The organism is Lentzea sp. NPDC004789 (assembly GCF_053601075.1).
Genome location: NZ_JBSGBE010000026.1, coordinates 16,413 through 37,073, shown reverse-complemented (window position 1 = coordinate 37,073; position 20,661 = coordinate 16,413). Strand labels below are relative to the sequence as shown.

Sequence of the window (20,661 nt, the reverse complement as noted above, 5' to 3'; positions counted from 1 at the left end):
GACTCGTACCAACTGGGTGTGACGGAGCTTTGTCTTGCCACAGAACTGACTGAGCGGCCGGTTCGCGCTGCGCTGAGGTCCTTGACCGATCTGGGTTTCGTGCACCAGGTCAACGGGCTGCACACGGCCGTCGCGCCGGACGTGGCGCTGGCGACGTACTTCCTGCACCGCGAGGACGACCTGCGCAGGGAGCGGTTGCTGGCCGGGGAGCTGCAGGTGCGGTACGAGCGCGCGGCCGGTGTGCGCGCTCCCGCGGACCTCGTCGAGGTGGTGCACGGGCCGGAGGCGATCTCGCGGCGCGTCGACCAGGTGATGCGCACGGCTCGCCAGGAGGTGTGCTTCGTCGACAAGCCGCCGTACGCCAGGCCGCCGACGTCGTTGCACCCGGTGGAGGAGGAGCTGCTCACCCGCGGTGTGCGGTTCCGCGGGATCTACGAACGCCAGGCGCTGGAGCTGCACGACCTGCGCGCCGACCTGGAAATGGGTCTGTCGCTGGGGGAGGAGGCGCGGGTCGTCGCGGTCGCGCCGACGAAGATGATCCTGGCGGACGCGAACCTCGGCCTGATCCCGTTGCACAGCACGGAGACGACGCTGGAGAGCGCGGTCATCGTGCACCGGTCGGCCTTGCTCGACTCGCTGGGAGCGCTCTTCGCGCGGCTGTGGGAGGACGCCGTGCCGCTGTCGCTGCCGGGCCAGCCCACGTCGAACGAGATGTCGATCGCGGACGCGCGGCTGCTCGCGCTGCTCGCGACGGGGCTGCCGGACCGCAGCATCGCGAAGCAGCTCGGGCTGAGCTATCGCACGTTCCAGCGGCGGCTGCACCGGTTGATGGACGAACTGGGCGCGCAGACCCGTTTTCAGGCGGGTCTGCGCGCCGCGGCCAGAGGTGCTAGTTCCCTGCTCCCACCACCTCAGCCACCGGAGTGAGTCCGGAAGGCCTTCTGCATGGTCTGCGTGACCGTGTTCCCGGCACCGTCGCGGGCGTCGGTGCGCAGCCACACGTCACCGCTGGGCTTGTCGATGGTGACCTGCCAGCGGTCGCCGTCCGGCTGGACGGCCGCCTGCCGCCACGACACGCCGTCGGCCGACCACTGCACCTTCACCACGGTCACGGGTGAGCTGTTCGTCGCGGACACGTGGTAGACGAACGGCTTGTCCGCGGGTGCGGAGTTGGTGAGGTCGAGCGGCAGGTCGTGCCGGAGTGCGATGAGCGGCTGGAACTGGCAGGCCGGCTGGCCCTGGTGGCACAGGTACCCGCGCGGCGGCGGGTTGAGCGACCGCTGCGACTTGAACGTCCACGTCGTCTCGGTGCGCGGGGCCAGGGTGAACAGGATCGGGTTGATCGCGCCCGCGACCGCTCCCGGCGCCTGGGTCTCCACGCTCTCCAAGCGGTACGTGGCCGGGTTCGGTGACATCGGGAAGGTCGGGTAGTACGCGAGCGGTTCCTGGTTCTGCGCGACCTCGCGGTCGTTCTCGAACAGCCGCACCTTGGTCGTCGTGAAGTACTTGCTGTTCTGGTAGGGGTTCGTGTAGTGGCCGGGGCTGTCGTCCGTCCACTGCAGAGCGGGGACGAACGTGTCACCGGTCCGGCAGTTCGAGCAGAGCTGCCGCCACGAGTCGCCGGCGGCGGGGTAGCGCGCCGGGTGGTCGGACTGCAGGTCGATCGCGGTGCTGTGCATCGGGCCCGCGAACCACCGTTCCACGGCGGGCGCCTGACCTGTGCGGAACACGTTCTCCTGGTACATCGTCATGGCCGCGCGGGTGCCCTTGGTGTCCGTGCCGCTCAACGTGACCGAGCGCTTCCAGACGATGCGGTCGTCGCCGGGGCCGATGTACTCGTTCCACGCGGCGGGCGGGGTGAACGAGGTGCCGCGCAGGATCTGGGTCTGCCAGAGCCCGGTCGGGAACGGGTACCACGTCTTCTGCACGGTCAGGCCGGGCTTGTCGGCGTGGTAGGAGGTCCTGCGCAGCACCAGTTTCGCCGGGTCGACGACCGCGCGGTGGTTGGCGGGGATGCCGTTGGCGTCGAGGTAGCTGAGGTTGAACACCGACTCCGGCGCGGCCTTCACGCTGAGCTTGATCGCGGTCTGCTTCGCCAGGAACTCGCCGTCGGCGTTGCTGACGCTCAACGACGGCAGCGCGGTGCCGGCGAGCCCGGTGAGCGCGAGTGCGCTCGGTTGGTCCACATAGGACACGAGCGCCTTCTTGCCCTCCTGCGCCGCGGCGGTCGCGGCGGCGTTGGCGGCCTTGACCATGTTGGCGGGTGTGTCCGGCTTGATCTTGACGACCTTGATGCCGTCGGTGAGGTCTCCCGGCCACTTCGCGGACAGCGCGGCGACATCGCTGTCGGTCGTGAGCGTCCGTCCGCCGGCGGTGAGCGTGACCGTGGCGGTCTGCAGGGTCACGTTGTCCTGCAACGAGATCGCACCCTGCTTGGCCGCGGCGGCCGGGGTCGCGCGGATCTCCCACGGCGCGGTGCCGAGCACGGCGGCGGTCTCGGTGATCAGCGGCTGCTTCTCGCCCTGGGCGGGCAGCACGCGGCGCATCGTCACGGTGCGGTCGCGCTGCTCGGCCGGACCCGGTGGCACGACCTCGATCGGCACGGTCTTCTGGCCGTCGAGCGAGACGTCCTGGGCACCGGTGACGGTCAGTTCGGGCGCGGCGAGCGCCGACCAGCGGCGGACGCCCGCGGTGTTCTCGGTCGCCCAGCTCACGGCGGAGTAGCGCCCGCTCGGCACGTTCGTGATGCCTTCGCCGTTCACCACGTCGAAGACGTAGTCCACGGTGTCGTCGAACGGGTCGTTGACGTCGTCACCGCCGTTGGAGTCGTCGATCAGCTGCCCGAACGCGGGCGCCGGCGCCTTGCCCGCGCTGTCGCGGACGTGCACCGACACCGGGAACGTCTGCGGTGCCTCGTAGACGCTGACCGGCGTGCGGAGGGTGGTGCCGGGACCGGTGGCGGTGACGGTACCGCCGTACACGCCGGCCGGACCGGCCTCGGGGTCGAGGGTGAGGGTCGCGGAGGCCTTGCCGCGGGCCGGGATCGTGAGCTTCGCGGTGCTGAGCTTGAACGCGGTGGTGGGTTTGCCGTCCCAGCCCTTGGTGGTCGCGGTGAGGTCGAGGGCCAGGGGAGTGTCGGAGTCGTTGGTGTAGGCGAGTTCGCGGGTGAGGGTGCCGCCGGTGCCCTTCTCGTACCGCTCGAAGCTCGCGGACGCGGTGGCGGTGGCCTTCTGCGTGACCGCGCGGGCCACGTCGAGCCGTCCCGCACCCTGCTCGTACCAGGACATGCCCACGTCGGCCGCGCTGGTCACCAGTGCGTTCTTCAGCTGCTGGCCGTTCCAGTCAGGGTGCTGCTGCAACAGCAACGCGGCGGCGCCCGCGACGTGCGGGGTGGCCATCGAGGTGCCGGACGCCGCCGTGTAGAGGTCGGAGACCGGAGCGCCCATGGAGGTGTCGGCGGCGCGGGCGGCCACGACGCCGACACCCGGTGCGTTGATCTCGGGCTTCACGTGCGCGTCGCCGATGCGCGGACCGGTGCTGCTGAACGGGGCCAGCTTGTTCTGCCGGTCGACCGCGCCGACGGTCAGCGCGGCCGCCGCGGCACCGGGTGAGGCGACCGAGCGCCCGGCCGGACCGTTGTTGCCCGCCGCCACCACGAACAACACCCCCGTCTCGGCGGAGAGCTGGTCGACCAGTGCGCTGAGCTCGTCGGACCCGTCGGTGACGTCGCCGCCGAGGCTGAGGTTGACGATCTTCGCGCCGGAGTGCGCCGCCCAGTCGATGCCCGCCATCACCTGTGAGGTCGCGGCCTCACCGGCACCGTTGAACACCTTGGCGATCACCAGCTTCGCCGCGGGGGCGACACCCTGGTACTTCCCGCCGGAACCGGTGCCCGTGCCCGCGATGATCGAGGCGACGTGGGTGCCGTGGCCGTGCCGGTCGACGACGTCCGGTTCGTCGGAGAAGTTCTCCGCCGCGGTGATCTTCGAGGCGACGTCGGGGTGGTTCGCGTCGATGCCCGTGTCGACGACGGCGACCGTGACGCCGGTGCCGTTCAGGCCGGCCGCCCACGCCGCCGGTGCGCCGATCTGCTTGGTGGTCTGGTCGAGCGCGAGGTGGATCGGCCGGTCGTAGAGCAGCCGCGTCCCCGATTTCGCGCTCATGTCGAGCGTGCGCCAGAACTCCTGCGCCTTCGCCTTCTCCACGCGGACGCCCGACGCGTTGAGGCTGCTGATCCTGGTGTGCGCGCTGGCGGAGAAGCCGCCGGTCACGAGCACCGGGACCGTGGCGGTGCGGTCGTCGGACTGGCCGGTGCGGACGAGCTCGGTGACGTTGAACAGGGTGCGTTCGGCGGTGCCGGACGTGACGGCCCCGATCGCGTCCGAGGGGTAGACGTAGAGACCTTTGGCCGTCGTCATGGTGTGGAAGACCGGTGGTTCGCCTTCCCGCGGCGCGGCGTGGATCTGCGCGGTCTTGCGGCCGTCGGCGCGTTCGGTGTAGTCCACGACGTCGCCGGTGATCAGCGTGATCCGGTGCGATGCCTCGGATGTTTGGGCCTGCGGTGGTGGTGACGCTGCGGACGCCGGTGGTGCGACGAGCGTGGCCGCGGCGATGGCAAGTGCCAGAACGTGTCGGAACACGGCGCCCTCCCTGTGATCAGTTCACAGCAGGATGAGGGGCCGGAATTCCTTGCGGAACAGGGGAAAGCGGCGGTTAGTCGCCGTTGGCGACTTCGCGCCACACGCAGAAGGGCGCCCTGGCCGTCGAGGGGCGACGGCCAGGGCGCTCAGGTGCACCCGCTGGACGGTTCCGTTGCGGATCTCTTAGAAGGTGCGCACCTGCAGCGAGAAGTCACGCTGGTTGTTGTTCGTGTCCTGGCTCAGGATGTTGCGCGTGTTCGATCCGCCGAGCGCGGCGGTCTGCGCGGTTTCCGGAGCAGCGTTCGTGCCTTCCTTCGGGGTGATCGCACTCGACGAGAACGCAACGCCGTCGATCTTGAAAGCGGTCGGGGAGTTGCTGCCGAAGATCGCGACACCGCCGTAGACCGGAATGCCCTCGGTGCCGAGGAAGTTCACCGGGAGAACGTGAGGAGTGCTCACCGTGCCGGAGAAGTCGGCGCCCGTCAGCACGAGCGTGCTGCCGACGTTGTTCTTGGGCGCGAGCACGATCGGCTGGCCGAGCGCGTCCATCAGCGGGATGGTCTGAATGACCTGGTTCTGCTGGTTGTAGATCTTCAACACCCAGTTGGTGAGGTCGAGTTGCTGGTCCGTGGTGTTGATGAGCTCGATCGCCTCGTCGAGCGGTCCGTTCGGGCCCATCGTGGAGACCTCGTTGATGAGCACGGCGGGCACGGCCATGACGTCGGGGCCCTGAGGCTCCTCGGCCGCGGTCGCCATGCCCGCGAACGCGATGGTGCTCGCGAATGCGAGAGCGGCGGCACCGCTCAGCAGTCGACGCATTGTTCCAGTCCCTTCGAGAAAGTGAATTCGGGGTTTTCTCGCACGCGGCACCTGGGTCGAGGGGAACGACCTGTCTTGCCGCTGGGACTGACTTTGCTCGGATTTGTTCGGACTCGAAAGGGGCCATTTCAGATAGGTTACAGATTGTTTTCGCCGGGAGAAGGAATTCGGCACGCGAAGTCGACCGAGTTCTGATCGGTGTCGCGGGAGGCGCTGTCGCGGCCGAGCGAGGAATCGGTGCAGGGCGTCGCGGCACCTGCTTCGCGGCACGGCGACGAGGTGCTCAATCCCACGCTGTCGGTGTGCGCGCCGTACCGGTTCCTGGCGATTACGCCGGTTCCGTCCACGGTGTCCACTACGAGGCCGTTGGGCACTGTTCCGCTGAACGCACTGCCCACTATCACGAAGTATTCACCCGGAGGTAGGACGGTGTTGGGTGAGATGGTGGCGAGGATTCGCGCAGCTGGGCCGGAGCAGGACTGGACCGTCCATCCTCCGATGTCTGCCGCAGTGGTGCCGGTGTTGCGCAGTTCGACGAATCCGGCAGGTCCGAGCTCGATCTCGTTGACCTTCACCGGGGAAACCCCCGGTGTGCTGCCGAACGTGCCACCGGCAAGTAGTAACAACGTTACGACCAAGTTTCCGAAGGGGATCACAGATCGCAGTTTGGCCCCCTGTGCGCGGACGCACAGGGGGCCAAAGGTCCTTCCTGCCTGGGACTTGTGGGAGGGGCGGCGCCACAGCGGCCGCAGGGCACCGCCCCTGCCAGCGGGCGGGCAGACCCCTGCCGTCTGCCCGCGCTCCGCTAGTGGGAGTGGTCTTCGTTCCTCGTCCTGCGAGATTCCCGTTCGAGCACCGCGGCCCGGTCGACCTCGGCGTGCGGCACATCGAGCGCCGCGCTGATCCAGGCACGCCAGTAGGGGCCGGGAATGCGTTTACCGCGTTCCCATCTCGACACTTCTTCACGGGTGACGCTGTCGTTTTGTGAGATCTCGCACAACAGGTCCGCGAGTTCGCGCTGGGTGAGGCCCTGCTCCCGCCGCGCCTGTGGAATCAAGGCGGTAATCGGCGGGGTGTCCTGGTGCTCGTGGGCTCGATGGACTGCCTTGAGCACGGTTCTGCTCCGTTTCAGTGAGATGGCGGGTGCGTCATCCACCATGCCGCAGAACCTGGGAGTTCGGTCCGTGCAATGCGGTGATACCGGCGGTCGTTGAAAGTTCGCGTACCGACTGAATCATCCGATCGGATGTTTGGGTGAAACGCAACTGGGCCAATGGGGTGTGCGTGCCCACAATGTGCGCCCGCCGCTAGTGTATGCAGGACCGTGATCGTTGCGACAGCAATGACCGGGGTGAGAAGGTGGAGAAAATGCTCTCGACGGTCGAAGTGGTGCAGGTGTTCCTCTCGCGGTTGGCGGCGCAGGACGCACCGGGCATCGCGCGGTTGTGCGCGCCGACCGTGGAATGGGAGTCGCCCGATCCGGGCGGCGTCAGATGGGCGCCTGGCCCGCGTACCCGCCGCGAGGTCGAGTCCCAGTTCCTGACCTTGTTCGCCACGTTCGACCTGGAGCAGCTCTCGGTGCGCCAGGTGATCGTCGACGGAGGTGACGCGGCCGTGGTCGGTTGGGCGCGGTGGCGGGTCCTCGCCACCGGTGAGCAGGCGGAAGTGCGCTTCGCCGCGGTGCTCTCGGTGCACCTGGGAGAGATCGAGCAGTACTGGCACATGCCCGACACGCTGGCGGTGGCACTGGCGACCGGCGCCGCGCGGACCGAGGCATGAGCGTCAAACGCGAGCGATCGACGCGCACTCGGGCGAAGCTTCTCCGTGCCGCGGCGGAGGTGTTCGACCGCGACGGGTTCGCGGGATCGAGCCTCACCGCCGTGTGCGCGCGGGCCGATGTGTCGAAAGGCGCGCTGTATTGCCACTTTCGCTCCAAGGAGGCGCTCGGCGTCGCCATCATCGAGGAGCAGTCCCTGCTGTGGCACCGGTTGCGCGACGAGCAGCTCGCCGTCGAGACGTCGCCGATGCAGGCGCTGATCGCGATGTCGTTCGAGTTCGTCCGCAGGCTCGACTCCGACCTCACCGTGCGGGTGAGCGCGAAGCTGTTGCGGGAGGCGGTGTTCTTCGACGTCGCGGCCGCCGCGCAGGTCGTCGGCTGGATCGCGGTCGTGCGGGACCTGCTCTCGCAGGCGCGGGAACGCGGTGAGCTGCGGTCCGGGGTGAACGTCCGGCATGCGGCCGAGCAGCTCGTCGCGGAGCTGCTCGGACTGCAGTTCGTGGCGCAGGCGTTGAGCGGCGGCACGGATCTGCGCACCCGGCTCGCCCGCGTCTGGAAGGCGTCTGCTAGCTGTCTGGTGACAGCTTCTGTCTACGAGACGTTGCGATTCGAGTGACGGTCGTCTCGGCCCAATCGAGACAGGAATGCCTGGTCACGCCACCGCTGTTGTGCTCCTCGTTCGGAAGATGTCTTTACGATCTAGAGGAGCAGTGGTGGCGAGCATCGTCGTGGTGGATCCGTACTCGGCAGGCAAGGGCATCGCGCCCGCGTTCGCCGAACGTGGCGTCGAGGCGATCGCGGTGCTGACCACTCCCGAGCCACCCGCCGGCCTCGCCGGCTCGTGGATCCCGGAGAACTACCGCGAGGTCCACGTGCTGACCGACCTCGACGAACTGGCGTCGAAGCTCGCCGTGCACGAGCCGATCGCCGTCGTGCCGGGCACCGAGACCGGTGTCGAGACCGCGGAGGCGTTGTCCGAGCTGATCACCCCCGGCCGGTCGAACGTGCTCGCCCTGTCGTCCGCGCGCCGCGACAAGTGGCAGATGGCGGTGGCGTTGAGGTCGGCCGACGTCCCGCACCTGCGGCAGATCAGCTCCGACAACGCCGCCGAGGTGGCCGCGTGGCTGCGCAGGGAAGGCCTCGCCGACTCGCCGATCGTGCTGAAGCCGCAGGAGAGCGGCGGTACGGACGACGTGTTCGTCGCGCGGCCCGGTGACGACTGGCGGGCCAAGTTCGACCGGATCCTCGGCAGCGTCAACAAGCTGAACATCCGCAACGACCGCGTGCTGGTGCAGGAGCTCGCGGTCGGCACCGAGTACGAGGTCGACACCTACTCGATCGACGGACGGCACGGCCTGGCCGCGGTGTGGCGCTACGCCAAGGAGTGCCGCGGCGACCGGCTCGGCATCTACCTGTCCAACACGCTGATGCCCGCGGACGACCCGGTGGTCGACGTGCTGTTCGAGTACGTCTGCCGGGTGCTGGACGCGACCGGCGTCCGCAACGGTCCCGCGCACGTCGAGGTCATGGTCACCCCCGACGGCCCGCGGCTGATCGAGATCGGCGCGCGGCTGGCCGGCGCCGAGCAGCAGGAGCTGACGATGATCGGCGCTCAGGAGAGCCAGATCACCCGAATGGTCCGCCACCGAGTGGATGGCGACGTTGACGTTTGGCGGTACACCCGGCACCAGCACGTGAAGTCCGTCTACCTGTCCTCGCCCGCGGCCGGTGAGCTGGGCAACGCCGTGCGGCTCGACTCGCTGCCGGAGTTGCTGCCGAGCTTCCAGCGCGCGGTGCTGCCGTACCGCGAGGGTTCGCAGGTACCGCGCACGGAGGACCTGTGGACCTCGCTCGGTTACGTCGTGCTGGCCACCACCGATACGTCAGTGCTGGAACGTGATGAGGCGTTGGTGCGGGAGATCGAGGCCGCACTGATCGTAGTTTGATCTTCAGGACGGCCGGGTAGCCGTGATTCCACGCGACCCGTTAGGTTGCTGCGCGACGAGCGGAGGCCCATGAGCGCACCCTGGGACGGCGACCTGACCGGCGCGGTGATCGACGACCGGTATGTCGTCGGTTCTCTGCTCGGTTCAGGTGGCATGGCCGAGGTCTACCGCGCCTACGACCGCTCGACGACGTCGTCGGTCGCCATCAAGGTCTTCATCGGCCCCGGCCTGCCCGACGACGAGCTGCGGTTGCAGCGCGAGGCCTCGATGCTCGCGGCGCTCGACTGCCCCGGCGTGATCCCGGTGTACGCGTCCGGCACGGTGTCGCGCCGCCCGTACTTCGTGATGCGGGAGATCACCGGCGGCACGTTGCGTCAGCGCATGCGCGAACCGCTGCCGCCCCGGTTCGTGGCGCGCATCGGCGGGCAGATCGCCGCCGTGCTGGACCACGTGCACGGGCTCGGCGTGGTGCACCGCGACATCAAGCCGTCGAACATCCTGCTCGACGACGAGGAGAAGCAGGCCTACCTGGCGGACTTCGGCCTCGCACTGGTGGCCGAGGTGACGCGGGTGACCACGTCCGGGGTGCTCGTCGGCACCGCCGGGTACCTGGCGCCGGAGCAGGTGAAGGGATCGACGGTCGGCCCGCCCGCGGACGTCTACGCGCTCGGGCTGGTGCTGCTGGAGTGCCTGACCGGACGAGCTGAGTATCCCGGTGGCGACGCCGAGGCCGCACTGGCCCGGCTGGCGCGTCCGCCGCGGATCCCCGTCGACCTGCCGTTGGCGTGGATCTCGCTGCTGACCGCGATGACGGAGATGGATCCCCGGCGCCGTCCTACCGCCGAGATGTGCGCGCGGTCGCTGTCGGCCGCGTACGAGGCGAGCCGCGGTCTGCCGGCGTTGCTGCCGGACGCGGCGGTCTCCGCCGATCCCGCCGAGGTGCCCCGCCCGCGGCGGGGCAAGCGTTTGGCGATCACCGGTGCGGCCGCGGTGGCCGTCGCCGCGGTGGCCGTGGCGGTCGCGAACCTCGGCGGTGGCGGGAGCGAGGCACCCGCGGCCGACGACAAGCCGTTGCCGGGACCGGCCACCCAGGTGATCACGGTGGGGCCGTCGACGGTGACCGTGGTGCAGACGCCGGGCGCGCCCGGTGCGCCGCAGCCCGGCAACTCCGCCGGGTTGAGCACGGCGCCGAGCAGCGGAAGCACGCAGAGTCCCGGCTCGCCGGGGTCGAGCGCGGCGCCGACGACGCAGGAACCGGTCAAGACCACCGACTCGGTGCGGCCGACCAAGGACCGGGATCCGGGCAAGCCGACCAAGAAGTCGGACACCCCCAAGCCCTGAGAGCGGTCGGGGATCGGACGCGGGGTGCTGGGGGCTCGGGTGGCTTTGGCCACCGCGATGCGGCGGTCGCTGGGAGGTGGCCGGAAGGCGCTGCCCTTCCAGATCGGAGGGGCGCACGCCGGCCCGGCAGTCGAAGGATCGTCGTAGCGGTCGCTCGTTGCGGCCTCAGGCGTTCGGTTCGCGCACCTGGGCGAACGGCAGGTCGGCCAGCTCCGCCCGCAACGTGTCCAGATCGCCGTACACCGCCGACGCCCCGCGCTCGACCAGCTCGTCCTCCCCGAACCCTCCGGTGAGCAGTCCGATCGACGGCAGCCCCGCCCGGCCGGCGGCCTCGCAGTCCCACACCGAGTCGCCGATGACGACCGCGCGCGATCCGCTGACCTCGCGCAACGCCACCTCGATCAGGTCGGGTGCCGGCTTCGAGTCCTCGACGTCGTCGGACGACGTCCAGGCGATGTCGCCGGGATCGATCAGCTTCAGGTAGTGCTCGACGTGCTTGCGCTTGCCCGACGACGCAAGCACCACCGCGAGACCCAGGTCGGTGGCCGCGCGGATCAGTCGGTGTGCGCCTTCGAACGGCTGGATCTCGTGCAGCATCTCGTCGAAGTGCCGTTCCCACGCGTCGCGCACCGCGTCACCGTGGTCCCGTTCCACCTGGTCGCCCGCGACGGCGGCGACCAGCCGGTCTCCGCCCATGCCGATCGACCGGTGCACCTTCCACGCCGGCACGGTGATGTCGGACTCGCGGAACGCGCGCAGCCACGCCACCGTGTGGTGGTAGTTGGTGTCGACCAGGGTGCCGTCCACGTCGAGGACCACGGTGTTGCTCATGAAAACAGGTTTGCCCGCGCGCCTACCTCGGCAAACCCACCAGCTCGCGGGAGTCCTGAAGGGACGACAGCTCACGGCGCAGCACACCGTCGAGCCACTGCGCGTCCGACATCCACGACTGGTTCGTGTTCAGGCAGACGTGCACGGAGGACCGGTAGACCGACAGCGCGACGCCCACCGCGTGGCCGGGGGCGACCGGTGCCACCGGGTACATCTCGCACAGCGCGGCACCGTCCAGCGACAGCGGCACGGACGGCAGCGGCACCGACGTGACCAGCGTGTCGAACAGCAGCGGCGCGCAGCGGGCGGCGACCGGTGCGGCCAGGCGGTGCAGCAGCGGCGGCACCTTGTCGGCGAGCAGCGGCAGCGCGCCCGCACCGCGGTCGGGGCCCTGGGCCTTGGCCGACTCCATCTGCTCGCGGACGTTCCGCAGCCGTTCCACCGGGTCCGCGATGCCGACCGGCAGGGCGAGCAGGAAGCCGGAGATCTGGTTGCCGGACGCGCCGTCGCCGGAGCGTGAGCGCTGGTTAACCGGGATCAGCGCGCGCACGACCGACGAGGGTTCGGCGCTGCCGTGCGCGGAAAGCCAGTGCCGCAGCGCACCGGTGACCAGCGCGAGCAACACGTCGTTCACCGTGCCGCCGTGTGCGCGGCGGATTCGGTGCACGTCCGCGAGATCCAGGCGCGACATCACCACGCGGCGCGGCCGGGTCGACGAGGTCAGCACCGGCGAGTTCAACGTCGGCGGCCGGGTGTTCATCAGCACCGACGAGGCGATGTCGAGCGTGTCCTTGATCCCGCGCAACGACGGGATCGACGGGATGATCGACCGCGAGATCGGCTCCGGAGTGTCCGGAATGGACAAACGGGATGCGTCGAACAGCTGAAGTCCCAGGCCGACGGCCTTCATGCCGTCGCACAACGAGTGGTGCAGCTTCGCCACGACGGCGAACCGGCCGCCCGCGAGACCGGTGATGACGTGCAGCTCCCACGGCGGCCGCGCGAGGTCCAGCGGCTGCGCCATGAGGTGGGAGACCAAGGTGGTGAACCGATCCCGGCCGCGCACGTGGTGCGTGAAGACGTGGTCCTCCGGCGCGAAGCCGGGGTCCTCCACCCAGCGCGCGCCGCCCAGCAACGAGGTGCGGGCGCGCTGGCGCAGGCGGGGGATCTCCTGCGCGCGGTCGCACAGCACGGCGGCGACGCGGGCCGGATGCACCGGAGTGGACGGTGCGAAGATCGCGACCGCACCGAGGTGCAAGGGATTCGCGTTGCCCTCCATGGCGAGGAAGGCGATGTCGAGGGGGGAGAGGTGGTCTGTCATAGGTGTGTCAGGCAACCAGGTCCGCGTGACGCGCGCATTTCTATGAGATGGCGGCGACTCTTTACCTGCCCAAGTACACTCGAACGGTGGTACCCGTGTGACTCGTGTGGGTGCGAACCAGGTCACACAACAGGTTCACCATCACGATCCCGAAGCCGGACAGGCCGGTGAACGAGGGCGGGAATCCCGAGCCCGAGTCGCTCACCTCGCACACCGCGGTGTCACCCTCGCGCCACATCCGCAGCACCCCGCGCCCCGACGCGTGCAGGATGCTGTTCGTCGCGAGCTCGTTCACCGCCAGCACGAGGTCCTCGATCTGCTCGCGGCGCAACCAGTCCGCGTACATCGTCACGATCTTGCGCATGTGCGCGAGCGTGCCCACGGAGAAGAGGTGCTCCTGCGCGGACGACGGCGGCGGGGGTAAGGGCACGTTGTAGATGTCGGCCAGCCCGGCCGGGTCGGTGTACCACTCGCTCGCGGCCCGCCTGGAACCCTCGATCACCACCGGATGCGTGCGCTGGGCGTCCTTCAACACGTGGCTGGGCAGCGCGCTCGCGTCGTACAGGCACAGCAAGGTGCCGCGGCGCCCCTCGAACGCCGTGTTGATCAACGCTTCGTGCTGCACGCACGCCGGGTACTCGAGCTCGGTGCGGCCCGGCCACACCGGTTCGCCCACCATGCGCACCCGGCGCTGCGGCGCGCTCGCGCTGAACGCCATCAGCACGCCGGGGATGATCCGGCCCGGGTTGCGGCCGGCCTCGGCCATGTCGATGAAGTGCACCTGGTCGGCCTGGCCGCCCAGCCGTTCGCGCAACAGGGCGATGCTCGCCTCCGACACCGCCACCAGCACGGGCTCGCCTCGGCTCACGCCGTCCGCGACGAACTTGGCCGTGCCGGCCAGGAAATCGTCCTCGTCACGGTAGAACAGGGCCTCGTGTGCGAACGGAGCAACGGAGTTCATCGGCGTCCCGGTGGGGTCGGTGGCAGAGGCAAACCTTCATTCTGCTCCCCGTAACACCGTTACGGCGGGGGCCAGGCCGGTGGTTTGTTGCCTTCACGGCGCTATCAGAACGTGTCCCGGCCGTCTCGTTTCGATCACTGGACGTTCGCGGCCTCCCGTCACTGGAACGGCCGAACCCGTCCGGCGCCGTCTCATGTGGATTCGGGGTGCGGGTGGGGAAGACCAAAGGCAGACTCCCGAGGTTGTCGGGTCTTGTGAGGAGGTGAGGCCGTGATCGGGCACTACTCGCTGACCGGGCCGGACGACGCGCCGGTGCTGGTGCTCGGCAACGCGCTCGGCACGACCACCGACCTCTGGCGCGGGTTCTCGCCGCCCTTCCGGTTGCTGCGCTTCGACCACCGCGGCCACGGCGGAAGCGCGCCGGTCGAGGGCCCGTGCACGATCGAAACGCTTGCGCGTGACGTGCTGGACCTGTTGGACCACCTGGAATTGCGCCAGGTGTACTACTGCGGCGTGTCGCTCGGCGGGATGATCGGCATGTGGCTCGCGGCCAACACCGACCGGATATCCCGGCTCGCGCTGGTGTGCACCACGGCCTGGTACCCGGACAAGTCCGTTTGGGACGAACGGATCGAGGCGTTGCGCGCGCACGGGATGGAGCCGATCGCGGACGCGATCGTGTCGCGGTGGTTCACGCCGACGTGCTCGCCGGCCGTCGTCGCGGACTTCCGCGCGCAGCTGCTGAAGGTCGACGTGCCGTCGTACCTCGCCTGTGCCGAGGCGATCCGGGACATGGACCTGCGGCCGGACCTGGCGAAGATCGACGTGCCGACCGTGGTGATCGCGGCGGCGCAGGACCACGCGACGCCCCCGGAGTGCGCCCGGCACATCGCCGACGAGCTGCCCGACTCGGACCTCTACATCGTCGGGGACGCCGCGCACCTGGCCGTCGTCGAGGCACCGAGAACGATCTCGGTGATCCTCGACGGGCACTTCGACGACTGAACCTCAGAGCTCGTCGAAGGTTTGCTGCACCCAGTCCGCCACGAAGTCCCTGACGTGCGGCAGGTGGTCCAGCCCGATGTGCTCGGCCCCGCCCTCGGCCGCGGTGAAGATCCGCAGCTCGCGCTTGGGGCTGTTGACCGCCTGGTCGTAGGAGCGGTGCGCGTACGCGAGCGGGATCTGCCGGTCGTTCTCGCCGTGGCAGATCAGGAACGGCACGGTGATCTTCTCCACCACGCCGTCGAGCCGCACGTCGTCGGCGTGGGTGAGGAACGAGTCGAGGTCGTCGAAACCCCACACCCACAGGACGTGCTCCCAGTAGTGCGGGACCGGCCGTTCACCCTCGCGTTCGACGCGGCGCCGCTGCACCGCGCCCCAGTCGTGGTTGGCACCCCAGGCGACGACGAGCGCCAGGCGCTTCTCGAACGCGGCCGCGCGCGGGGCGTAGTACCCGCCCAGCGACCACCCGGCCAGGCCGATCTTGCGCACGTCGACGTCGTCGCGGGTCTCCAGGTGGTCGACGCACGCGGCGGCCCACGTCTCGGTCTCGATGCGCGACGTGAGGCCGCCCAGCCGCAGCGCCTCGCCGGAGCCGGGGGTGTCGACCATGAGCGTCGAGATGCCGCGCGCGGCGAGCTCGTCGGAGATCCCGGACAGGTAGATGTGCTCCTTGGTGCTGTCCAGGCCGTTCCACATGATCATCACGGGCGCCGGGGCGTGGTCCGCCGCGGGTGCCTTGGTGAAGTAGGCGGGCAGGGTGGTGCCCTCGAAGGGGATCTCCACCCGGCTGGTGCGCGGGTCCGCCAGGGTGAAGGACCGCTGCATCAGGTCGAGGCACCGCTCGTAGGTGGTGATGCGGCCCGGTGACGACGCGCTCTGCATGCGTTCGGCCTGCACGAGGTAGTTCGTCGCCCGCGCGTAGAGATGGCCCGCGTTGCGGCACCGCCCGGCCTTCTCGGCCGCCTCCGCCTGACCGACCAGGGTGTCGGCCAGCTGCGTCCACGCCTGGAGGAACTCGGCGGTACCGGCGTCCTCCCCGCGCTGGGCTGCCTCGCGGATCGGCCGGCAGGCGCGGTCGACCTCGTCGATCAGCCCGCCGCTGTTGAGCGTGGCCACGACGCTCAGGTTCCACACGTAGTTGCCGGGGAAGTACTCGAACACGATTGGTCCTTTCAGGGGCGGAGGGCGTCGCTGATCGACTTCACGCCGCCGTGGGCGGTCAGGCCGCCGTCGACGGGGGATCTCGGCGCCGGTGATGAACGAGGCGTCGTCGCTGATCAGGAACACCACCAGCGGAGCGACGTCGTCGACCGATCCGGTGCGGCCCAGCGGTGTCTCGGCGATGTTCGTGGCGCGGAACACCGGGGACGCCGACGCGGTCATCGGGGTCTCGACGTAGCCGGGATGGACGACGTTGACGCGGATGCCGCGGCCGCCGAGCTCCAGGCAGGCGCTCTTCGTGAGCCCTCGCACCGCCCACTTGCTGGTGGTGTAGGCGAGCGGGTAGTGGCCGGTCAGCGCCGCCGCCGAGCCGAGGGTGACGATCGAGCCGCCGGGGCCCATCAGCGGCAGCACGGACTGGATCGCCCGCAGCACGCCGCCGACGTTGATCTCGTGGACGTGGGCCAGGTCTGCTGCATCGAGGTCGGCGAGGCGCGTGCGCAGGGTGATGCCCGCGCTGGCGACGAGGCCGTCGACCCGGCCGTACCGCCGGGTGATGTGGGCGACGAGATCGGACCAGCTGGTCGGGTCGGTGACGTCGAGCCGGTGAAAGTCCACATCGGACTGTTCGTGGTCGTCGAGGTCGACACCGACCACCTCGGCGCCTTCTTCGGTGAGCAGGCGTGCCGCGGCGGCGCCGAGTCCGCGGCCGGCTCCGGTGACGAGCACGACCTTCCCGGCCACCCGGCCCGTCGCTCGGCCCGTCACCGGGCACGCGCCCGTGATCGGATGCGGGCGGCGCGCACCGGCGGCAGCTCGATCCCGGGCACGACCCGGTTGCGGATGGTCCCGATGCCCTCGACGGTCATCTCCACGACGTCACCGGCCCGCAGCGCCGGCGGGTCCTGCTCGCCGCGCCTGCCCCACAGCTCGGCGAGGCAGCCGCCGTTGCCGCAGGTGCCGGACCCGAGCACGTCACCCGCTCGGACCCAGGTGCCGCGCGAGGCGTAGGAGACGAGCTCCTCGAAGGGCCAGCCCATGTTCGACAGCAGGTCGTGGCCGACCTCGACGTCGTTGACCGACACCCGCAGGTCCAGCGCGAGGAACCCGTCCTCGTCGCGGAACGGCGCCAGTTCGTCGGCGGTCACGAGCCACGGCCCGAGCGTGGTGGCCGAGTCCTTCCCCTTGGCCGGGCCGAGGCCCACCTTCATCTCGCGGCGTTGCAGGTCGCGCGCGGACCAGTCGTTGAGCACGGTGTAGCCGAAGATCGCGTCACGGGCCTGGGCCGGCGTGAGCGAGGAGCCGTCGCGGCCGACGACCGCCGCCACCTCCAGCTCGAAGTCGAGCAGGTGTGAACCTGGCGGCACCGGGACGTCGTCGTGGGCGCCGATCAGGGCGTACGGGTTGGTGAAGTAGAACGTCGGTGCCTCGTACCACTCCGCGGGCACGCCGGAACCGCCGGACACGCTGGCGACGACGCCCTCCACGTGCTCCTCGAACGCCACGAAGTCCCGGACGGTGGGCGGCGCGAGCGGGGGCAGGAGCCGGACTCGGTCCAGTGGCGTGGGCGGACCGGCGAGTGCGGCGGTACCGGTGGTCAGTGCCTCCGGCAGGCCGGCGCGGACGAGATCGAGGACGGTGGTGCCGGACGGCAGCGCGTGCACGTCGTTGCCCGCGACCACGCCCGCGTGCACCTTGTCGTCGAGTTCGTAGGTGGCGAAGCGCATTGGATTCCTCACACGGGCGGCGCGACGAACAGGCCCTTGTCGGGGTCGTTGAACGACTTCTGCGCGACGAACTCGTTCATCGCGTTGGCCGTGCCCCACTGGTCGGAGACCTCCGGCCGGCTGAAGTCGTAGAGGTGCGGGTGCCAGGTGTCCTCGTCGACCTCGTCCAGCTCGGTCGTGTACTCGACGGTGTTGCCGTGCGGGTCGAGGAAGTAGCTGAAGGTGTTGTTGCCGGCCAGGTGCCGGCCTGGGCCCCAGATCTTCTCGACCCCCGCCCGCAGCAGCCGGCCGGTGCCGCGCATGTACTCGTCGAGGCCGCGCAGCTCGAAGGACGCGTGGTGCAGCGACGGGTGCGGGCCGCGGGCGACGGCCATGCTGTGGTGCCACGAGTTCACCCGCAGGAACCACATCATCTCGCCCATGCGCGGGTGCATCAGCGTGTCGGACAGGCGGAAGCCCAGGTGGCGTTCGTAGAACGCGACGGTGCCCTCGGGGTCGGCCGAGTTGACGACCACGTGCGACAGCCGCACGGGCACGGACTCGCCCTCCTCCACCTTGCGGTGCCTGCGGATCGCGACGTCGGCGCTGACCTCGACGGTGCGGCCCTCGTTGTCGAAGAACCGGAAGCCGTAGCCGCCACCGGGGGTCTGCAGCACGCCGGGTTCGCTGACGAGCGTGACGCCGGCGACGGCCAGCCGGTAGGCGAGGGCGTCGACGTCGGCGGGGCTCGCGGCACCGAAGGCGATCAGGTCGATGCGCTTGTCGGCGGCCTGGCGCAGCCGGACCACGTACTGCTCGGGAGAGCCTTCGGCGGCCAGGAACGAGATGCCGGTGTCGCCGTGTTCGGCGGTCAGTCCCCACGCTCCGGTGAAGAAGTCCTGCTGCCGGGCCAGGTCGGGCACGGCGAGGTCGACGTGCCGCAGGTGGGTGATCAGGCGGTCGGTCACGATGGTCCCTCCGGAGGAGTCACGCTAGCTGGGAGACGAGGTCGCCGATGCGGTGGACGAGGCCGGGAACGTCGCCCTGCTCGTGGTCGAGCAGCCACTGGGCGATCTGGTTCGACGCCGCCACGACCTGCGCGGCGCGGTCGTGGCGGCGCGCGGTGAACGCGTCCCACAGGCTGTCGTCCAGGGCGTCGCGGTCGATCAGCAGCTCGGTCAGCACCGTCGCGTCCTCCAGTGCCTGGGCGCCTCCCTGCGCGAGGGTCGGCGGGCAGGAGTGGGCGGCGTCGCCGATGAGCACGACCCGGCCGCGGTGCCAGGGCGCCGGCAGCACGTGGGTCTCGAACGTCGTGTAGTTCACCTGGCCGGGATCGACCAGCGCCGACCGGATCTCGTCCCACGGCCCGTGGTAGGCCGAGGCGAGCTCGCACACCCGCGCCAGCCGTTGCTCGGGTGTCAGTCCACTGTGGTCAGCCGCGTCCTCGACGACGTAGGCGTAGAGCGAGTCCTGCCCGGTCGGCGTGTACCCGGCGAGGTAGCACGGACCGCCGTAGAACAGGTCGGTGCGGGTCACGCTCGCCGGGCGGGGGCCGAACACGCGCCAGATCCCCATGCCGTTCGGCTTCGGTTCCAGCTCGATGCCGAGCATCCGGCGCACGGCCGAACGGATGCCGTCCGCACCGATCACGAGGTCGTACCTGCCCGCCGAGCCGTCGGTGAAGGTGACCTCGACGCCGGTGGCGTCCTGCACGAACCCGGCCGCGGTGACGCCGAAGCGGGTCTTCACCCCGGCCGCGACCGCCTGGTCCAGGAGGATCCGCGCCAGCAGCGGGCGGGGCATGCCCATCGTCGCCGGCAGGTCGGGACCGCCACTGCGCACGTCCGGGAACTCGACGAGCAGGGTGCCGTCGCGGTCGGGAGCGCGCAGGCCGAGGCTGTTGTACGCGTACCCCGCCCTGCTGACCCGATCCCACACCCCCAGCCGCCGCAGCTCGCGCAAGGCGTTGCCCTGCAACGTGATCCCGGAACCGATGGCGGCGATGTCCGGCTTGACCTCGACGAGGTCGACGGCCACGCCGTGGCGTGCGAGCTGGATCGCCGCGGCCGTCCCGGCGAGACCGCCGCCGATCACGAGCACGTTGTTCACCGCTGGCATGAGGACTCCTTCGTCCGGCCGGGTCTCACTTGACTGCGACGGGGGCGACCGGGGCACCGACCGCGCCGGTCACCGGCAGCGGGGCGGCGGTCAGCCAGAACTCGTGGACGCCGTCCGCCGCGCAGTCCGCGGCGAGCGCGTCGAGGTCCCACATCTCGCCGAGGAACAGGCCGATGTGCGGGATCGCCACCTGGTGCAACGGCTGGAACGCGCCGTCGAACTCGTTGGGCCGCACCTCCACGCCCCACGTGTCGGTCGCGATCCCGGCGATCTCCTTGCCGTGCAACCAGTCCAGCGTGGTGAACGACAGCCCGGGGGAGTCGCCGCCCGCGTAGTCGCCCCAGCCCTCGCGCCTGGCCCTGGTCAGCCGTCCCGTCCGCACCAGCACGAGGTCACCGCGGCCGACCCGCGCACTCGGCCCGTGCGCGGCGATCGCGGCTTCGAGGTGCTCGGCGGTGATGGCGAAGCCGTCGGGCAACTCACCGTCCACACCACCTTCTTGGCCAACGCCGGACACTCGGCCGACGTCCAGCAGCACGCCGCGGCCCGAGATCAGTCCTGCCGTGGTCTCGATGCCGGTGACCTGATCGCCCTCGCTGGTGACGACGTCACCGGCGCGGCGGCCGTTGTAGGCCAGGCCGTGGTCGAAGATGTGCCCGAGGCCGTCCCACTGCGTCGACGCCTGCAACGGCATGAAGATCACGTCGTCGGCGCCGCCGATGCCGTGCGGGAAGCCCTGCGTGCCGCGTTCGGCGTCCACGCCGGTGTCGAGCATGGTGTGCACGGGGTTGGTGCGCCGCCGCCAGCCCCGTTGCGGGCCGTTCGCGTCGAACCGTTGCGCCAGCGAGAAACTCGCACCCCTGCGGACCAGTGCCGCGCCCTCCCGCCGCTTGGCGTCGGTGAGGAAGTTCAGGGTGCCCAGGACGTCGTCGGCGCCCCAGCGGCCCCAGTTGGAGCACCGCTTCGCCGCCGCCGCGATCGCGCCCTCGGGATCGTTCCGGTCCATGAGCAGACGATCGCGGCAGGTATGGGCATCAG

18 protein-coding genes are annotated in these 20,661 nt (G+C 70.1%); 6 read left to right on the top strand and 12 right to left on the bottom strand.

Annotation, left to right across the window (positions count from 1 at the left end; all coding sequences use genetic code 11):
* Positions 1–81: 81 nt before the first annotated feature.
* Complete coding sequence (locus ACWEIJ_RS39820) at positions 82–927, top strand: helix-turn-helix domain-containing protein (RefSeq protein WP_449842460.1); 846 nt, start codon at positions 82–84, stop codon at positions 925–927.
* Here ACWEIJ_RS39820 and ACWEIJ_RS39815 read toward each other — a convergent pair.
* The 4 genes from ACWEIJ_RS39815 to ACWEIJ_RS39800 all read right to left on the bottom strand — a co-directional run bounded on the left by ACWEIJ_RS39815 (position 912) and on the right by ACWEIJ_RS39800 (position 6,573).
* Positions 912–4,640, bottom strand: a complete 3,729-nt coding sequence (locus ACWEIJ_RS39815; protein WP_449842459.1) for a S8 family peptidase — start codon at positions 4,638–4,640, stop codon at positions 912–914. The genes ACWEIJ_RS39820 and ACWEIJ_RS39815 overlap by 16 nt on opposite strands.
* Positions 4,641–4,823: 183 nt before the next feature.
* Entirely contained in the window at positions 4,824–5,459 is a 636-nt protein-coding gene (locus ACWEIJ_RS39810; RefSeq protein ID WP_449842458.1) for a lamin tail domain-containing protein, read from the bottom strand.
* Between the two features lie 137 nt (positions 5,460–5,596).
* Complete coding sequence (locus tag ACWEIJ_RS39805) at positions 5,597–6,115, bottom strand: lamin tail domain-containing protein (RefSeq protein ID WP_449842457.1); 519 nt, start codon at positions 6,113–6,115, stop codon at positions 5,597–5,599.
* A gap of 149 nt (positions 6,116–6,264) precedes the next feature.
* The gene (locus ACWEIJ_RS39800; protein ID WP_355451334.1) at positions 6,265–6,573 is read right to left on the bottom strand and encodes a helix-turn-helix transcriptional regulator; all 309 of its coding nucleotides are present in this window, start codon (positions 6,571–6,573) and stop codon (positions 6,265–6,267) included.
* A gap of 254 nt (positions 6,574–6,827) precedes the next feature.
* Between ACWEIJ_RS39800 and ACWEIJ_RS39795 the strand changes: the two genes are divergently transcribed.
* The 4 genes from ACWEIJ_RS39795 to ACWEIJ_RS39780 all read left to right on the top strand — a co-directional run bounded on the left by ACWEIJ_RS39795 (position 6,828) and on the right by ACWEIJ_RS39780 (position 10,523).
* Positions 6,828–7,238 carry a nuclear transport factor 2 family protein gene (locus tag ACWEIJ_RS39795; protein WP_449842456.1) on the top strand — a complete coding sequence of 137 codons (411 nt, stop codon included), beginning with the start codon at positions 6,828–6,830 and terminating at the stop codon, positions 7,236–7,238.
* Positions 7,235–7,852 (top strand): ScbR family autoregulator-binding transcription factor, encoded by a 618-nt coding sequence (locus tag ACWEIJ_RS39790; RefSeq protein ID WP_449842455.1) that lies wholly within the window; start codon positions 7,235–7,237, stop codon positions 7,850–7,852. Before ACWEIJ_RS39795 ends, ACWEIJ_RS39790 begins: the two co-directional genes overlap by 4 nt.
* Positions 7,853–7,949: 97 nt before the next feature.
* Positions 7,950–9,182 (top strand): ATP-grasp domain-containing protein, encoded by a 1,233-nt coding sequence (locus ACWEIJ_RS39785; protein WP_449842454.1) that lies wholly within the window; start codon positions 7,950–7,952, stop codon positions 9,180–9,182.
* 69 nt (positions 9,183–9,251) lie between these two features.
* A complete protein-coding gene (locus ACWEIJ_RS39780) occupies positions 9,252–10,523 on the top strand; it encodes a protein kinase domain-containing protein (protein WP_449842453.1) in 1,272 nt (423 codons plus the stop codon).
* Positions 10,524–10,688: 165 nt separating this feature from the next.
* On the opposite strand, the gene ACWEIJ_RS39775 is transcribed toward ACWEIJ_RS39780, so the two are convergent.
* The 3 genes from ACWEIJ_RS39775 to ACWEIJ_RS39765 form a co-directional block, all read right to left on the bottom strand.
* Positions 10,689–11,354: an HAD family hydrolase gene (locus tag ACWEIJ_RS39775; protein ID WP_449842452.1), complete on the bottom strand. Its 666-nt coding sequence runs from the start codon at positions 11,352–11,354 to the stop codon at positions 10,689–10,691.
* 22 nt (positions 11,355–11,376) lie between these two features.
* Positions 11,377–12,675 (bottom strand): wax ester/triacylglycerol synthase family O-acyltransferase, encoded by a 1,299-nt coding sequence (locus ACWEIJ_RS39770; RefSeq protein WP_449842451.1) that lies wholly within the window; start codon positions 12,673–12,675, stop codon positions 11,377–11,379.
* A 61-nt stretch (positions 12,676–12,736) separates the two neighbouring features.
* Positions 12,737–13,636 (bottom strand): anti-sigma factor RsbA family regulatory protein, encoded by a 900-nt coding sequence (locus ACWEIJ_RS39765; protein ID WP_449842450.1) that lies wholly within the window; start codon positions 13,634–13,636, stop codon positions 12,737–12,739.
* 270 nt (positions 13,637–13,906) lie between these two features.
* On the opposite strand from ACWEIJ_RS39765, the gene ACWEIJ_RS39760 reads away from it, so the two are divergent.
* Entirely contained in the window at positions 13,907–14,641 is a 735-nt protein-coding gene (locus ACWEIJ_RS39760; RefSeq protein WP_449842449.1) for an alpha/beta fold hydrolase, read from the top strand.
* Between the two features lie 3 nt (positions 14,642–14,644).
* Here the strand turns inward: ACWEIJ_RS39760 and ACWEIJ_RS39755 are convergent, their stop codons facing one another.
* The 5 genes from ACWEIJ_RS39755 to ACWEIJ_RS39735 are packed head-to-tail and all read right to left on the bottom strand — an operon-like array spanning position 14,645 to position 20,629.
* Positions 14,645–16,567, bottom strand: a complete 1,923-nt coding sequence (locus tag ACWEIJ_RS39755; RefSeq protein ID WP_449842448.1) for an SDR family oxidoreductase — start codon at positions 16,565–16,567, stop codon at positions 14,645–14,647.
* A complete protein-coding gene (locus ACWEIJ_RS39750) occupies positions 16,564–17,526 on the bottom strand; it encodes a fumarylacetoacetate hydrolase family protein (protein ID WP_449842447.1) in 963 nt (320 codons plus the stop codon). Before ACWEIJ_RS39750 ends, ACWEIJ_RS39755 begins: the two co-directional genes overlap by 4 nt.
* A gap of 8 nt (positions 17,527–17,534) precedes the next feature.
* Positions 17,535–18,473: a VOC family protein gene (locus ACWEIJ_RS39745; RefSeq protein ID WP_449842446.1), complete on the bottom strand. Its 939-nt coding sequence runs from the start codon at positions 18,471–18,473 to the stop codon at positions 17,535–17,537.
* A 19-nt stretch (positions 18,474–18,492) separates the two neighbouring features.
* Positions 18,493–19,623, bottom strand: coding sequence for an FAD-dependent monooxygenase (locus ACWEIJ_RS39740; RefSeq protein WP_449842445.1), 1,131 nt, complete (start codon positions 19,621–19,623; stop codon positions 18,493–18,495).
* A 25-nt stretch (positions 19,624–19,648) separates the two neighbouring features.
* Complete coding sequence (locus ACWEIJ_RS39735; RefSeq protein WP_449842444.1) at positions 19,649–20,629, bottom strand: cyclase family protein; 981 nt, start codon at positions 20,627–20,629, stop codon at positions 19,649–19,651.
* Positions 20,630–20,661: the final 32 nt, after the last annotated feature.

Excerpts from the sequence above, each read along its gene's own strand:
- ACWEIJ_RS39810 (WP_449842458.1), bottom strand. The coding sequence starts at position 5,459 with ATGCGTCGACTGCTGAGCGGTGCCGCCGCTCTCGCATTCGCGAGCACC.
- ACWEIJ_RS39795 (WP_449842456.1), top strand. The coding sequence starts at position 6,828 with ATGCTCTCGACGGTCGAAGTGGTGCAGGTGTTCCTCTCGCGGTTGGCG.
- ACWEIJ_RS39790 (WP_449842455.1), top strand. The coding sequence starts at position 7,235 with ATGAGCGTCAAACGCGAGCGATCGACGCGCACTCGGGCGAAGCTTCTC.
- ACWEIJ_RS39780 (WP_449842453.1), top strand. The coding sequence starts at position 9,252 with ATGAGCGCACCCTGGGACGGCGACCTGACCGGCGCGGTGATCGACGAC.
- ACWEIJ_RS39775 (WP_449842452.1), bottom strand. The coding sequence starts at position 11,354 with ATGAGCAACACCGTGGTCCTCGACGTGGACGGCACCCTGGTCGACACC.
- ACWEIJ_RS39770 (WP_449842451.1), bottom strand. The coding sequence starts at position 12,675 with ATGACAGACCACCTCTCCCCCCTCGACATCGCCTTCCTCGCCATGGAG.
- ACWEIJ_RS39765 (WP_449842450.1), bottom strand. The coding sequence starts at position 13,636 with ATGAACTCCGTTGCTCCGTTCGCACACGAGGCCCTGTTCTACCGTGAC.
- ACWEIJ_RS39750 (WP_449842447.1), bottom strand. The coding sequence starts at position 17,526 with ATGCGCTTCGCCACCTACGAACTCGACGACAAGGTGCACGCGGGCGTG.
- ACWEIJ_RS39740 (WP_449842445.1), bottom strand. The coding sequence starts at position 19,623 with ATGCCAGCGGTGAACAACGTGCTCGTGATCGGCGGCGGTCTCGCCGGG.
- ACWEIJ_RS39735 (WP_449842444.1), bottom strand. The coding sequence starts at position 20,629 with ATGGACCGGAACGATCCCGAGGGCGCGATCGCGGCGGCGGCGAAGCGG.